Raw genomic sequence first — 14,535 nt, forward strand, 5'->3', positions numbered from 1 at the left:
CGCGCCGGATCGGGTATGCGAGGCTGGTGTGCCTCGTGCTCCTGATCGGCTTTGCGGCGTTGCGCGTCGCCGACCCGGCTCCGGTCGAGGAGATCCGGGTCAGGACCTTCGATACGTTCCAGCGCTTCGATCCCCGCCCCAAGCTCGCAAAGTCGCCGGTCGCCGTTGTCGATATCGACGACCAAAGCTTGACTAAACTCGGCCAGTGGCCGTGGCCGCGAACGCGGATCGCGGATATGATCGCGAATCTCACCAAACTCGGCGCCGCCGTGATCGCCTTCGACATGGTGTTCTCGGAGCCGGACCGGCTCAATCCCGACGCGGCAGCCGAGACATTCCGCAATCTGGATGAGCAAACCAAAGCCAAATTGCGGGGGCTGCCGAGCAACGATCAGGTTTTTGCCGATGCGATCCGGCACTCGCGCGTGGTGCTGGGCGAATCCGGAATTCCCGTTGTCCTCAGCGAACTCGACAAGTCTCTTCCGGTGACCGGCCTCGCCATGCTGGGCGGGGAGCCGCAGCCTTTCATGCTTGAATGGCTCGGTCTGCTGCGCAACGTTCCGGTGCTCGAAGCGGCGGCCGCCGGGCGGGGCCTGTTTTCGATCAAGCCCGAACGCGACGGCATCATCCGGCGGGTGCCGATGATCATGCTCGCCCAGGGCGTGACCATGCCGTCTCTGAGCTTTGAAATGTTGCGGGTGGTAACCGGCACCGACACCATCTTCATCAAATCCGATCAGGCCGGGATCAAGAGCATCGGCGTCAAGGGCTTTCAGGTTCCGACCGACGCCAATGGCCAGCTCTGGGTCCATTTCGCGCGCCGCGATACTTCGATCCTGGTGTCGGCGGCGGACGTGCTTGACGGCAGCGTCCCGCCCGAAAAAATCAGGGGCAAGCTGGTGCTGATCGGAACCTCGGCAGTGGGGCTTAACGACATCAAGACCACGCCGGTGTCCCGGGCCATGCCGGGCGTTGAAATCCACGCCCAGGTACTCGAAAGCGCGCTGACCCAGGCGGTGCTTTCGCAGCCGAGCTACGGCATCGCGCTGGAATTCTTTGCGGCGCTGGTGCTCGGAATCCTGGTCCTGATATTTGCGCCGCTGTTCGGCCCGGTCACCCTGGTTGCCGTCGGCGCGCTGTTCGCGACGCTGCTGATCGGAACCTCCTGGTATTTTTACACGCACTACCGGTTGCTGATCGACTTCACCTATCCCTTGCTGTCGACCACCGCGATCTATCTGACCCTGATCTTCACCAGCTTCGTCAGAGAGCAGGCGCAGCGCCGGCAGATCCGCTCGGCGTTCGGCCAGTATCTGTCGCCGGCGCTGATCGAGCAGCTCGCGCAGTCGCCGGAGAAACTCGTGCTCGGCGGCGAGGAGCGCGAGATGACCATCATGTTCTCCGACGTCCGCGGTTTTACCACGATCTCGGAATCTTACAAAAACGACCCGCAGGGCCTCACCACCCTGATGAACCGCTTCCTCACGCCACTGACCAATGCGATCCTGGCGCGCAAGGGCACCATCGACAAATATATGGGCGACGCCATCATGGCGTTCTGGAATGCGCCGCTCGACGACAAGGAGCATGAGCTCAACGCCTGCGAAGCCGCCGTCGACATGCTGGAACGGATCGACGACCTCAACACGGTGCGCGAGCACGAGGCGAAGGAGGGCGGCCACGTCTACATTCCGATCAATGTCGGCGTCGGCCTAAATACCGGTACGTGCGTGGTCGGCAATATGGGTTCCGATCTCCGCTTCGATTACTCCGTGCTCGGCGACAGCGTCAATCTGGCCTCGCGGCTCGAAGGCCAATCCAAGGAATACGGCTTTCCGATCATCGTCGGCTCCAGGACCGCGCTCGCGGTCAAGGACAGGTTTGCCATCCTTGAACTCGATTTCATCATGGTCAAAGGCAAGAAGGAGCCCGAAGTCATCTATGCCATCGCCGGTCGGGAGGACACCGCGCATTCCGGCCGCTTCCAGCGCCTGCGCAACCTGACCATCGAGATGCTGGCGTGCTACCGCAGCCGCGACTGGGAGGGCGCGCTTGCGGCGATCGAGCGCGGCCGCCGCACCGATGAAGCCCGCGCGCTGGAGCTGCTCTATAATCTATATGAAGCGCGCATCCGGAATTATCAGCACAACCCGCCGCCGGAAGACTGGAACGGCGCCTTCGCGCTGCTGACGAAGTAAGTAGCTCGCAAGATCTGCGTCGCCCGGCTTTCGCCGGGACGACGGTGAGATTTCTTCACTCCATCCCGATCTGCGTCAGGTCCTGGAACCAGTGCTGCGCCTGCACGAAGCGCTTGATCTTGGGCGACAGCGCGTGCGGGTTGGTGTCATGCACCACCCACACCAGAACGGCATCGTCGACGATCAGCGAATGCGCCTGCGCGATCAGTTCGTCCTGCTTGGCGGCATCGAAGGTCCGCTTGGCTTCGTTGATCAGCGCATCGACCTTCGGGTTCTTGTAGCCGCCCCAGTTGACGCCGACCGGCGCGATCTGGTCGGAGGCGAAGAAGCGGACGATGGCGTAGAGCGGGTCGGAGGTCACATAGGCGATGTTGTTGGCGGTGATGCCGGCGTTCATTTCGTCCGCCGCGCCCTTGCGCCAATGCGTGTAGAGCGTTTCCAGCTCGACCACCTTGAAGTCGATATCGATGCCGATTTCCTTGAAGCTTTGCTGCAGGAATTCATTCATCGGCAGCGACAGCATCTGCCCGGTGCCGCCCTGCGCGATGATGAAGGTCGTCTTCAGCGGCTTCTCCTTGGAATAGCCGGCTTCCTCGACGAGCTTCTTCGCCGCCGCCAGATCGTATTTGAGCTCGAAGGTCGGCTTGCCGAACCATGGGCTCGACGGATCGACCTGGCCCTTGGCGGGTTTTGCCAATCCGTTCATCAGCCCGACCACCGCGTCGCGATCGATCGCGAGATTGAGCGCCTTGCGCAGGCGAATGTCGGTCCAGGGCGAACCCGGCAGCACGCTGAGGTGATAGTTCCAGACATGCGGGGTGATGTTGTCGACGATCCGCATGCCCGCCGATTTGAGCTGCGGCACCGCATCCGGCGCCGGCGTCTCGATCAGGTCGACTTGGCCGGCGAGCAGCGCGTTGGTCCGGGTCAGCGCCTCCGGCATCGGGATCAGGACGATCTTGTCGACCTTCGGAATCCGCTTCTTGTCCCAGTAATCCGGATTTTTCGACAGTTCGGCGAGTTCGCGCGGCACCAGCTTTGTCAGTTTGAAGGGTCCGGTGCCGGACGGCTGGCTTGCGAATTTGTCCCAGTCGTTGCCGAGTTTTGCGTATTGGGCGGGGCTCGAGATCAGGAACCAGAGCATCTGGTAGGGGAAGAACGAGTCGACCGTCTTGGTCGTGATCTCGATCGTGGAGTCGTCGATCTTGGCGTAGCTCTTGACCGAGGGCAGGCGGGTCTTCACCTGCGCGCTCTGGCGCTTGTCGAATTGCGGCGCCTTGTCGTTGAGCACCTTGTCGAGATTCCAGATCACGGCATCGGCGTCGAAGTCGCTGCCGTCATGAAACTTCACGCCCTTGCGCAACGTGAAGCGCCACTTGGTCTTGTCGGCGTCGTCGACCTTCCATTCGGTGGCGAGCCCCGGCACCAGTTTGCCGGGCCGGTCCGACACGTCCATCTCCCAGGCCACCAGCGGGTCGTAGATCGTGTAAGCGGTAAACTGATAAGCGCCGGCGCCGCGATCGGGCTGGCCTGTCGTCAGCGGAATATCGGCCATCGAGATGCCGTATCGCACCACCGTTTCGGCCCGCGCGGGGAGCGCGGACATGCCCGCAGCGAGTGCGACTGCGATGGCTGCAAGGATCGAGTTTCGGGCGCGCATGAACTAAGCTCCGTTGGAAGAGTACAGACGTACTCGGTCGGAGGCTGCAAGGTTGATGCCAGATTAGGCAGCATCGCGCGATTCCCCGCCCGCCTCACAAGGAGTTGCGCCGTCAACGGCAATTGAGTGGGCAATCCGCTCCATTGGCACAGGCGTTGCATGAGATTGCATAAGAATTAATCATCGAAGTCGAAAAGGATCTGCTCTGATGCGTATCGAAAAATCGGGAAGAAGCCGGACCGCAGCGGCGGTGGTGATACTGGCCATGGCCGCGGTAGCGGCTTTGCCGCGTATCTCGGCTGCCGAAACGACCTTGCGCATCGGCATGACCGCTGCCGATATTCCGCGCACGCTGGGGCAGCCTGATCAGGGCTTTGAGGGCAATCGCTTCACCGGCCTCACCATGTATGACGCGCTGACGATGTGGGATCTGTCGTCCGCGGACAAGGCAAGCGTCGTGATTCCCGGGCTTGCGACGGAATGGAAAGTCGACGACGCCGACAAGAAGAAGTGGACCTTCAGGCTGCGTCCCGGCGTCATTTTCCATGACGGCTCGCCCTTCAATGCCGACGCCGTGGTCTGGAACGTCGAAAAAGTACTCAAGCAGGATGCGCCGCAGTTCGATCCGAGCCAGGTCGGCGTGACCGCGTCGCGGATGCCGACCCTGGCGTCGGCGCGCAAAATCGACGACATGACGGTGGAAATGATCACCAAGGAGCCGGACAGCTTCCTGCCGATCAATCTCACCAATCTGTTCATGGCGAGTCCGGCGAAATGGCAGAAGTTCTATGACGCCGCACAGGGCGCGGACGCCAAGGCGAAGTCGCAGGCCGCCTGGGCCGCGTTCGCCAAGGATGCTTCCGGCACCGGCCCGTGGAAAATGTCGAGCTTCACCCCGCGCGAGCGGCTCGAACTGGTCAAGAACGAAGGCTATTGGGACAAGGCGCGCGTTCCCAAGGTCGACAAGATGGTGCTGCTGCCGATGCCGGAGGCAAATGCCCGCACCGCTGCCTTGCTCTCCGGCCAGGTCGACTGGATCGAGGCGCCGGCGCCGGATGCGGTCGCCGAAATCAAGCAGCGCGGTTTCGGGCTGTACTCCAATGAGGAGCCGCATGTCTGGCCGTGGCAGTTCTCGCGCGTCGAGGGCTCGCCCTGGAACGATATTCGCGTTCGCAAGGCCGCCAATCTCTGCATCGACCGCGAGGGCCTCAAGGACGGCCTGCTCGCCGGCCTGATGGTGCCGGCAACCGGCACTTTCGAGCCCGGCCATCCCTGGCGCGGCAATCCGACCTTCCAGATCAAATACGACAAGCCCGCGGCGCAGAAGCTGATGCAGGAAGCGGGCTACGGTCCAACTAAGAAACTGACGGTCAAGGTGCAGACTTCGGCGTCGGGCTCCGGGCAGATGCTGCCCTTGCCGATGAACGAATATCTGCAACAAGCGCTGGCCGAATGCTATTTCGACGTCCAGCTCGACGTCATCGAGTGGAATACGCTGTTCACCAACTGGCGGCGCGGCGCCAAGGACCCGTCGGCCAACGGCGCCAACGCCACCAACGTGACCTATGCGGCGATGGATCCGTTCTTCGCCTTGGTGCGCTTCCTGCAATCCTCAATGGCGCCGCCGGTGTCGAATAATTGGGGCTATATCAACAACCCGAAATTCGACGAGCTGGTGACCAAGGCGCGCCAGACCTTCGATCCGACTGAGCGCGACAAGGCGCTGGCCGAACTGCACGCGGCTTCTGTCGACGACGCGGCGTTCCTCTACGTCGCCCACGACGTCGCGCCCCGCGCCTTGAGCCCCAAGATCAAGGGCTTCGTGCAGCCGAAGAGCTGGTTCGTCGACTTCTCGCCGATTAGCATGACACCATAGCGGACAGGACCCTTCCTTCACCCTCTCTCCTTGTGGGAGAGGGTGAATAGGCGGCCTTTGGCCGCCGTACTTGGACAGAACGCCGATGCTCTGTATCGGCTTTGGATGCGAAGCATCGCAGACGGGTGAGGGGTCTCTCTCCGCGGATGCAAACCCCTCATCCGCCATCGATGCTTCGCATCGATGGCACCTTCTCCCACAAGGGGAGAAGGGAAGAAGAAGGTGAACCGTGCTCGCCTATATCCTCCGCCGCATCGTCTATGTGATCCCGATCGTCGTCAGCGTGGCGCTGGTGTGCTTCATGCTGGTGCACATCACGCCGGGCGATCCGCTGGTCGCGATCCTGCCGGCGGATGCGTCGCAGGAGCTCGCCAGCCAATTGCGCATCGCCTACGGCTTCGACCGGCCGCTGCCGGTGCAGTTCGGCCTGTGGCTATGGAAGGCGGTCAATGGCGATCTCGGCCATTCCATCGCCACCGGCCGCCCGGTGCTGTCGGAGGTCATGCGCGCGGTCGGCAACACCGTCACACTCGCGATCGCCGCGGCGATGATCGGATTCACGCTCGGATTGTTCTTCGGCCTGCTCGCCGGCTATTTCCGCGACACCTGGGTCGACAAGGTGGCGACCTCGATCGCGATCGCCGGCGTCTCGGTGCCGCATTACTGGCTCGGCATGGTGCTGGTCATCATCTTCTCGGTGCAACTGAACTGGCTGCCCGCCGTCGGCGCCGGTCCCGGCGGCTCCGGCGCCTGGGGATGGGACTGGGAGCACATCCGCTATCTGGTCCTGCCGGCGGTCACCACCTCCGTTATTCCGATGGGGATCGTTACCCGCACGGTGCGGGCGCTGACCGGCGACATCTTGAGCCAGGATTTCGTCGAGGCACTGCGCGCCAAGGGCCTGCGCGAGACCCATGTGTTCCGTCACGTCATCAAGAACGCAGCACCAACGGCGATGGCGGTGATGGGGCTGCAACTCGGCTACATGCTCGGCGGCTCGATCCTGATCGAGACCGTATTTTCCTGGCCGGGCTCCGGGCTGTTGCTCAATTCGGCGATCTTCCAGCGCGATCTGCCGCTCTTGCAGGGCACCATCCTGGTGCTGGCGCTGTTCTTCGTGTTCCTCAATCTCATGGTCGATATCGCGCAGGCTGCGATCGATCCGCGCATCAAGCGGAGCTGAAGGTGAGCATCAGCCCCACCAGCGCGCTGTCGGATGCCGCCCTGCAGGCGGCGCCGTCGTCGAAAGCGCGCGGCTATTGGGCAACCGTCGGGCGCCGGCTTCTGCGCGACAAGGTCAGCGTGGCCTGCGCCCTCATTCTGGCGCTGATCTTCCTCTCCGCGCTGGCGGCGCCCTGGCTGGGCCTGGCTGATCCCTATCAGGGCTCGATGATCCGGCGCCTTCGCCATATCGGCACGGCAGGCTATCCGCTGGGCACCGACGAACTCGGCCGCGACATGCTGGCCCGGCTGATCTATGGCGGGCGGCTGTCGCTGATCGTCGGCATTCTGCCCGTGATCCTTGCCTTCGGCATCGGCACCTCGCTCGGCCTCATCGCCGGTTACGTCGGCGGCAAGATCAACACCGCGATCATGCGCACCGTCGACGTATTCTACGCGTTTCCCTCGGTGCTGCTGGCGATCGCGATATCAGGCGCGCTCGGCGCCGGCATCGTCAACTCGATCGTCTCGCTGACCATCGTGTTCGTGCCGCAGATTACCCGCATCGCCGAGAGCGTCACCACGGGCGTCCGCAACATGGATTTCGTCGAAGCCGCGCGCGCCTCCGGCGCCGGGCCCTTCACCATCATGCGCGTGCACATGCTAGGAAACGTGCTGGGGCCGATCTTCGTCTATGCCACCGGCCTGATCTCGGTGTCGATGATCCTGGCCGCTGGCCTATCGTTCCTCGGCCTCGGCACAAAACCGCCGGAGCCGGAATGGGGCCTGATGCTCAATACGCTGCGCACCGCGATCTACATCAATCCCTGGGTGGCGGCCTTGCCCGGCGCCATGATCTTCGCGGTGTCGATCGGCTTCAACCTGCTCAGCGACGGCATGCGCAGCGCCATGGACATCCGGAACTGACGCCATGAACGACATCAGCGCACCCGTCGACATGCTCGAGCCGATCGAAGACCGCGGCGGCGCCGCGCAGCCGCTGCTGCAGGTCAACGGGCTGACAAAACATTTTCCGGTGCGCGGCGATCTCTTCTCCAGGCGCAAGACGGTGCGCGCGGTCGACGACGTGTCGTTTTCCATCGCCAAGGGCGAGACCGTCGGCATCGTCGGCGAATCCGGCTGCGGCAAGTCGACCACCGCGCGGCTTTTGATGCACCTGATGACGCGCGATTCTGGCGAGATTATCTACGACGGCATGCAGGTCGGGCGCGCGCTGTCGCTGCGCGAGCTCAGGCGCGGCATGCAGATGGTGTTCCAGGACAGCTATGCCTCGCTCAACCCGCGCCTCACCATCGAGGAATCGATCGCCTTCGGCCCGAAGGTCCACGGCATGACGGATGCGGCTTCGCGCGTACTGGCGCGCGAACTGCTCGGCAAGGTCGGCCTGCGGCCGGAAAACTTTGCCAATCGCTATCCGCACGAGATTTCCGGCGGCCAGCGCCAGCGCGTCAACATCGCGCGCGCACTGGCCTTGTCGCCGCGGCTCGTCATCCTCGATGAAGCGGTGTCGGCGCTGGACAAGTCGGTCGAGGCGCAGGTGCTCAATCTGCTGGTCGACCTCAAGCGCGAATTCGGGCTGACCTATCTCTTCATCAGCCACGATCTCAATGTGGTGCGTTACATTTCCGACCGCGTGCTGGTGATGTATCTCGGCGAGGTGGTCGAGCTCGGACCGGTCGACCGGGTCTGGGACGCGCCGGCGCACCCCTACACACGGGCGTTGTTGGCGGCGATGCCGTCTTCCGATCCCGATCACCGCACCGAGACGCCGCCGATCTCGGGTGACCCGCCCAATCCGATTGATCCACCCGCCGGTTGCCGCTTTCACACCCGTTGTCCGTTCGCGGAGCCGCTCTGCGCAAATGCGACTCCAAAACTGACCGCGCTTGATAGACTGGGCCACCAGGCGGCGTGCTACATGGCCATTCCAGGTTCAGGCCACAGCCGCGCGCCGGCGAAACAGGGAGATACCGCATGACGAGGCCGACACCCAAGGAGGTCAAGGCGATGGCCGATGTCGCGGGCGTGCCCGTGGACGCCGAGGTCGCCACGCGGATGGCCAATTCCATCGGGCCGGCGTTCGAAGGCTTTGCCGCGGTCGCCGGCACGCTGCCGTTCGATCTGGAGCCGGCGAGCTTTCTTCTTGTCCAACTCGCGAAAGTTTCGAAATGAGTGCTGAACCGGCTCTGCTGTCGCTGACCGCGGTCGCGCGGGCGATCGCGCAAAAGCGTTTCTCCTCGCGCGAGGTGACGCAATCCTGTCTCGACCGGATTGCGCAGTGGCAACCCCGGCTCAATGCCTTCATGGCGATCGAGGCCGACGCCGCGCTGGCGGCGGCTGACGCAGCGGACGCGGCCTCGGCAAAAGGCAAAATCAGCGGCCCCCTCCACGGCGTGCCGCTGGCGCACAAGGACATGTATTACGAAGCCGGCAAGATCGTCACTTGTGGCTCGAAAATCCGCAGGGATTTCGTCGCCACGACAACCTCGACCGCTTTGCAGCGCCTGAAGGATGCCGGCACGGTTCGGCTGGGTTCGCTGCAGATGGTGGAATTCGCCTACGGGCCGACCGGCCACAACACCCATTACGGCCCCGTGCATAATCCCTTCGCGCCCGATCACATCACGGGCGGCTCGTCGTCGGGGTCGGGTTCGGCGGTCGCGGCAAGGCTGACCTTTGCGGCGCTGGGCTCGGACACCGGCGGCTCTATCCGGATGCCCGCACATTTCTGCGGCGTCACCGGACTGAAGACCACCTATGGCCGGATCAGCCGCGCCGGCGCGATGCCGCTGTCGCAATCGCTCGATACCGTCGGACCGCTCGCGCGTACCGCCGAGGACTGCGCCTTGCTGCTCGGGCTGATGGCCGGCGCGGATCCGCACGACCCGACCGCGATCGCCGGGCCGGTCCCGGATTACAAGGCCGCGACGCGCGAATCCATCAAGGGGCTGACCATCGGCATCCCCACCGCCTTCTATGTCGACGACCTCGATTCTGAAGTGGCAAAAATCCTCGATGAGACGGTTGCCGTGCTCAAGCGCGAGGGCGCCACGATCGCTCCGGTCGAACTGCCGGACCAGCGCCAGCTCACCGCGGTGTGCCAGCTGGTTCTCGCGGTCGAAGCCGCCGCGTTGCACAAGCGCTGGCTGATCGAGCGCCCCGGGGATTATGGCCCTCAGGTTCTGATGCGGCTGCAGAACGGACTGGCGATACCCGGCGTGTCCTATCTCGAGGCGATGCGCTGGCGCGGTCCGGCGCTGGCCGCGTTCAATGCGGCCACAGCCGGCGTCGATGTTGTCATCGCGCCGGTGGCCCCGGTCGCAGCTCCCACCATCGCCGAGAGCGATGTCGGCAACAGCCCGGACGCGGAGGCCGTGATCCAGCGGCTGACGCGGTTCACCCGCCCGATCAATTATCTCGGTCTGCCGTCGCTGGCGATTCCCGCAGGCTTTACCCGCGCCGGTCTTCCCGTCGGCATGCAGCTGATCGGCCGCTCGTTCGATGAAGCCATGCTGCTGCGGATCGGCGCGGCGTTCCAGCGCGCCACCGATTTCCACGGACGGGTGCCCAAATAAGCCATGAGCAAGCCATGACCAATCTCGTCGAAGTCAACGGCCTCAACATTCGCTTCACCGGCGAGCGCACCGTGCATGCGGTGAACGATCTCAGTTTTGCGCTTGGCGAGGGCGAGGTGCTCGGCCTGCTCGGCGAATCCGGGTCGGGCAAGAGCGTTACCTTGCGCGCGCTGATGCGGTTATTGCCCCGGAAACGGACGCAGATCTCTGGCAGCGTCCGGGTTCTCGGCCGCGACGTGCTGGCGCTTGACGAGGAAGAGCTGTCGGCGTTTCGCGGCCAGACTGTTTCAATGATTTTCCAGGAGCCGGCGCTGGCGCTCGACCCCGTCTACACCATCGGGGCGCAGATCGCCGAAACCGTGATGCGCCACGAGGGCAAGAACCACACGGACGCGATGGCGCGGGCACTGGAAATGCTGGAAGTCGTGCGGATACCCTCGGCGAAACGAAGGCTGGAGGCCTATCCGCACGAAATGAGTGGCGGCATGCGGCAGCGCGCGATGATCGCGCTGGCGCTTTCGTGCAAGCCGAAAATCCTGCTCGCGGACGAGCCGACCACCGCGCTCGATGCCACCGTGCAGATACAGATCCTTCTCTTGCTGCGTGAGCTGCAGCGCGAATTCGGCATGTCGGTGATTTTCGTGACCCACGATATCGGCGTCGCCATCGAGATCTGCGACCGCGTCGCCGTGATGTATGCTGGAGAGATCGTCGAGCAGGGCACGCTCAAGCACATCGTGCGCTCGCCGATCCACCCTTATGCGAAGGGCCTGCTGGCCTCCACCGTCCACGGCGCCAGGCGTGGCCAGCGGCTGGAAACGATTCCGGGAACGCCGCCCTCGCTCGACCGCGCGCCCGTCAGCTGCTCGTTCGCGCCGCGCTGTGCCTTTGCGGAAGCCCGCTGCATCGAGCAATTGCCGCCTAATGTACGGGTCGGGCCCGACCGGATCGCAAGGTGTATCCTGGCTGAACGTCGAGTGATTGCCGCTGCGACGTAACGCCGGCCGCTTCAGCCACCGAGGCCGGGGTCGGCCCAGCATTCGATCTGGGAAGAACCAACGACCTGCTTGGGCTGATGAGGATTGAGCGTGCCTGCGCTGGCCGACCAACCCTTGGCCAGAATCTGCATGGCGAACAGTTTCGCGTCGACTTCCGATCTGAACGTCCGCGTCGATCGCACCGCGCCCAGCGCGCTGTCATCCGTTTTTACGGTCTTGTCCGGCCCGAAGGCCACATACCAAGTGTCGGCTTGTGTCATTGTTGCCTAACGCAGATGACGGAAGAAAGTTTCATCCACCGGCGAAGATGGCGCATTTCGCGAAGGGCAAGTGCGATCGCATCAAGGTCCCGCAGATAGGAGTCGTCACGCCAGGCAATTGTGGATAGGTTCGAACGCGTCTTTCCAAGCAATGGCGTGCGAAAACCCGGGGGAATCGTTCCGATGTATCTTTCCAATGAAAGCATTCTCGTCATCTTGTTCGTCGGCCTGATTGCAGGCTGGCTGGCGGGCAAGATCGTGCGCGGCACCGGCTTCGGCCTCATCGGCGACATCCTCATCGGTATCGCCGGCGCGCTGGTCGCCAGTTATCTGTTTCCGAAGCTCGGCCTTCATCTCGGCGTCGGCCTCGTGTCGGAGATCATCTATTCCGCGATCGGTGCCGTCCTGCTGTTGCTGATCGTGCGGCTGGTTCGAACCGGCGGCCGGTTCTGACGCTCGTTCCGGCATAAAAATGAGGGCCATCCCGACGAATGGCCCTCATTCGACGCAATCGATGCGGCGGTCGTGTTACTCGATGACCTCGATAATCCGGTGGGTGCGCGGATCGACCAGAACGGTGCGGTTGTTCACGACCGTGTAGCGATAATCCCGCACGCCATATTCCGGCGGCACGTCGTAGTAGGTGACGCCTTCTTCCGGCAGAACCGCGCCGACCCGGACGTCCTCGCGATATTGATAGGATGGGCGATGCTGCTCGACCACATAGCTGCGGAAGCGGGGACGTTCATCGACGCCGAGAACCCCGGCGACACCGCCGACCACGCCGCCAATCACGCCGCCGACCACGGCGCCGACAGGTCCGGCGGCCCTTTCGCCATCCCTTGAGCCCCGCTCAACCCCGCCGGGGACTCCCTGGGCCTGCGCCACGACGGGCAGCGCCACGACGGCGGCAAGGGCGGCAATTCCGATAAGACGGCGGATCATGATAACTCCAATGGTGTTGGTAAGATGCGTGACAAGTCATGGGAGCCGATAAGGTTCCCGTCGACGACGGCTGCGGTAGTCGCGCCAAACCCGGACTTGGGCCGGGAGGCGATACCTGGCGCGACCGGTCCGGAGAAGATCGTCCGCGTCCCAGTTTGTCACCTGAGTCCGGTTTCGAAGGCTGTATCCGGTTGCATGGAGGGCGCCGATACCGGTTAGGTTAACGCGACTTTCATGGACGTTGGTGCCAAAAATCGGTAAGTTAGGAATTGCGCAATCTCAGTGGGTTAGGGTCGCGTACCCCTTTTGAAGAGATCAGGATTGATGGCAGCCGTTCCCGGTGTCCGGCGTTCCGAACTCGGTGATGCGCTGCGCGCCTGCCGCAGTGCATTCATCGGCGTGGGCGCGATGAGCTGCATGATCAACCTGTTGTATCTGACCGGCTCGCTGTTCATGCTGGAGGTCTACGACCGGGTGCTGCCGAGCCGCAGCGTGCCGACCCTGGTCGGCCTGGCAATTCTCGCCGGCGGGTTGTACATCGCCCAGGGCGTGCTCGACCTGATCCGCAGCCGCATCCTCGGCCGTATCGGCACCTCGCTCGACGAAGCCCTCAATGCCCGCGTGTTCGACACCATTGTGCGCCTGCCGCTGATGGTCGGCGGCCGCAACGAGGGCCTGCAGCCGCTGCGCGACCTCGACAATGTGCGCTCGTTCCTTTCCAGCATGGGCCCGGGCGCGCTGTTCGATCTGCCGTGGCTGCCGTTCTACCTGGCGATCTGCTTCGCCTTCCATGTCATGATCGGCGTCACCGCGCTGATCGGCGCCGTCATCCTGGTCAGCCTCACCGTCCTCACCGAATATCTGTCGCGCAGGCCGGCACGCGAGGCCATGGGTCTGGCGGCCCGCCGCAACGATCTGGCCGCCACCAGCCGGCGCAACGCGGAAGTGCTGGTCGCGATGGGCATGGCCGGACGGCTGACCCGGCGCTGGAGCGAAGCCAACCAGAATTATCTCGCGGGCAATCAGCGCGCCAGCGACGTCGCCGGCGGGCTCGGTGCGATCGCCAAGGTGCTGCGCATGACCCTGCAGTCGGCGGTGCTTGCGGTCGGCGCCTATCTGGTGATTCACCAGGAGGCGACCGCGGGCATCATCATCGCGGGTTCGATTCTGAGCGCGCGGGCGCTGGCGCCGGTCGATCTGGCCATCGCGCATTGGAAAGGCTTTGTCGCCGCGCGGCAGAGCTGGCACCGCCTGAACCGGCTGCTCGAGCAGGTCCCGGCGCCCGTCCAGCAGACGCTGCTGCAGAGCCCGTCGAGCCGCCTGTCGGTGGAAGGCGTCAGCATCGTGCCGCCGGGCGATCAGAAGGTCATCGTCCAGGACGTGACCTTCGCGCTGGTCGCCGGCAACGGATTGGGCGTGATCGGGCCGAGCGGATCCGGCAAATCCTCGCTGGTGCGCGCGCTGGTCGGCGTCTGGCAGCCGGTGCGGGGCAAGGTAAGGCTCGACGGCGCGGCGCTCGACCAGTGGTCGTCCGACGTGCTCGGCCGCCACGTCGGTTACCTGCCGCAGGACGTCGAACTGTTCGCAGGCAGCGTCGCCCAGAATATTGCGCGCTTCGATCCGGACGCGACCGCGGATTCCATCATCGCAGCCGCCAAGGAGGCTGGCGTCCACGAGATGATCATCAAGATGCGCGACGGCTACGATACCCAGATCGGCGAGCAGGGCACCGCGCTCTCGGCCGGCCAGGCGCAGCGCGTGGCGCTGGCGCGGGCGCTGTACGGCAATCCGTTCCTGATCGTGCTCGACGAGCCGAACTCCAATCTCGACACCGAGGGCGA

13 protein-coding genes are annotated in these 14,535 nt (G+C 64.0%); 10 read left to right on the top strand and 3 right to left on the bottom strand.

Annotation, left to right across the window (positions count from 1 at the left end; all coding sequences use genetic code 11):
• On the top strand, nucleotides 1-2,198 hold a 2,198-nt coding region (locus QZ213_RS13090; RefSeq protein ID WP_291686494.1), incomplete at its 5' end, for a CHASE2 domain-containing protein.
• 55 nt (nucleotides 2,199-2,253) lie between these two features.
• Here the strand turns inward: QZ213_RS13090 and QZ213_RS13095 are convergent.
• Nucleotides 2,254-3,858, bottom strand: coding sequence for an ABC transporter substrate-binding protein (locus QZ213_RS13095; protein WP_291686495.1), 1,605 nt, complete (start codon nucleotides 3,856-3,858; stop codon nucleotides 2,254-2,256).
• A 208-nt stretch (nucleotides 3,859-4,066) separates the two neighbouring features.
• On the opposite strand from QZ213_RS13095, the gene QZ213_RS13100 reads away from it, so the two are divergent.
• The 7 genes from QZ213_RS13100 to QZ213_RS13130 all read left to right on the top strand — a co-directional run bounded on the left by QZ213_RS13100 (nucleotide 4,067) and on the right by QZ213_RS13130 (nucleotide 11,489).
• Entirely contained in the window at nucleotides 4,067-5,734 is a 1,668-nt protein-coding gene (locus QZ213_RS13100; RefSeq protein ID WP_291686496.1) for an ABC transporter substrate-binding protein, read from the top strand.
• A 229-nt stretch (nucleotides 5,735-5,963) separates the two neighbouring features.
• Nucleotides 5,964-6,917 carry an ABC transporter permease gene (locus tag QZ213_RS13105; RefSeq protein ID WP_291686497.1) on the top strand — a complete coding sequence of 318 codons (954 nt, stop codon included), beginning with the start codon at nucleotides 5,964-5,966 and terminating at the stop codon, nucleotides 6,915-6,917.
• A 2-nt stretch (nucleotides 6,918-6,919) separates the two neighbouring features.
• Nucleotides 6,920-7,822 carry an ABC transporter permease gene (locus tag QZ213_RS13110; protein WP_291686498.1) on the top strand — a complete coding sequence of 301 codons (903 nt, stop codon included), beginning with the start codon at nucleotides 6,920-6,922 and terminating at the stop codon, nucleotides 7,820-7,822.
• Nucleotides 7,823-7,826: 4 nt separating this feature from the next.
• Complete coding sequence (locus QZ213_RS13115) at nucleotides 7,827-8,894, top strand: ABC transporter ATP-binding protein (RefSeq protein WP_291686499.1); 1,068 nt, start codon at nucleotides 7,827-7,829, stop codon at nucleotides 8,892-8,894.
• The gene (locus QZ213_RS13120) at nucleotides 8,891-9,088 is read left to right on the top strand and encodes a hypothetical protein (protein ID WP_291686500.1); all 198 of its coding nucleotides are present in this window, start codon (nucleotides 8,891-8,893) and stop codon (nucleotides 9,086-9,088) included. Before QZ213_RS13115 ends, QZ213_RS13120 begins: the two co-directional genes overlap by 4 nt.
• Nucleotides 9,085-10,491 carry an amidase gene (locus tag QZ213_RS13125; protein WP_291686501.1) on the top strand — a complete coding sequence of 469 codons (1,407 nt, stop codon included), beginning with the start codon at nucleotides 9,085-9,087 and terminating at the stop codon, nucleotides 10,489-10,491. The genes QZ213_RS13120 and QZ213_RS13125 overlap by 4 nt, the downstream gene beginning before the upstream one ends.
• A gap of 14 nt (nucleotides 10,492-10,505) precedes the next feature.
• Nucleotides 10,506-11,489, top strand: coding sequence for an ABC transporter ATP-binding protein (locus tag QZ213_RS13130; protein ID WP_291686502.1), 984 nt, complete (start codon nucleotides 10,506-10,508; stop codon nucleotides 11,487-11,489).
• 11 nt (nucleotides 11,490-11,500) lie between these two features.
• On the opposite strand, the gene QZ213_RS13135 is transcribed toward QZ213_RS13130, so the two are convergent.
• The gene (locus tag QZ213_RS13135) at nucleotides 11,501-11,749 is read right to left on the bottom strand and encodes a hypothetical protein (protein WP_291686503.1); all 249 of its coding nucleotides are present in this window, start codon (nucleotides 11,747-11,749) and stop codon (nucleotides 11,501-11,503) included.
• A 183-nt stretch (nucleotides 11,750-11,932) separates the two neighbouring features.
• Between QZ213_RS13135 and QZ213_RS13140 the strand changes: the two genes are divergently transcribed.
• Entirely contained in the window at nucleotides 11,933-12,202 is a 270-nt protein-coding gene (locus tag QZ213_RS13140; RefSeq protein WP_291686504.1) for a GlsB/YeaQ/YmgE family stress response membrane protein, read from the top strand.
• A 75-nt stretch (nucleotides 12,203-12,277) separates the two neighbouring features.
• Here the strand turns inward: QZ213_RS13140 and QZ213_RS13145 are convergent, their stop codons facing one another.
• Complete coding sequence (locus QZ213_RS13145; RefSeq protein WP_291686505.1) at nucleotides 12,278-12,694, bottom strand: DUF1236 domain-containing protein; 417 nt, start codon at nucleotides 12,692-12,694, stop codon at nucleotides 12,278-12,280.
• Between the two features lie 324 nt (nucleotides 12,695-13,018).
• Here QZ213_RS13145 and QZ213_RS13150 point away from each other — a divergent pair.
• A partial coding sequence (locus QZ213_RS13150) for a type I secretion system permease/ATPase (RefSeq protein WP_291686506.1) occupies nucleotides 13,019-14,535 on the top strand: 1,517 nt, incomplete at its 3' end.

It is taken from the genome of Bradyrhizobium sp., from assembly GCF_017881085.1.
Classification (GTDB): Bacteria; Pseudomonadota; Alphaproteobacteria; order Rhizobiales; family Xanthobacteraceae; genus Bradyrhizobium.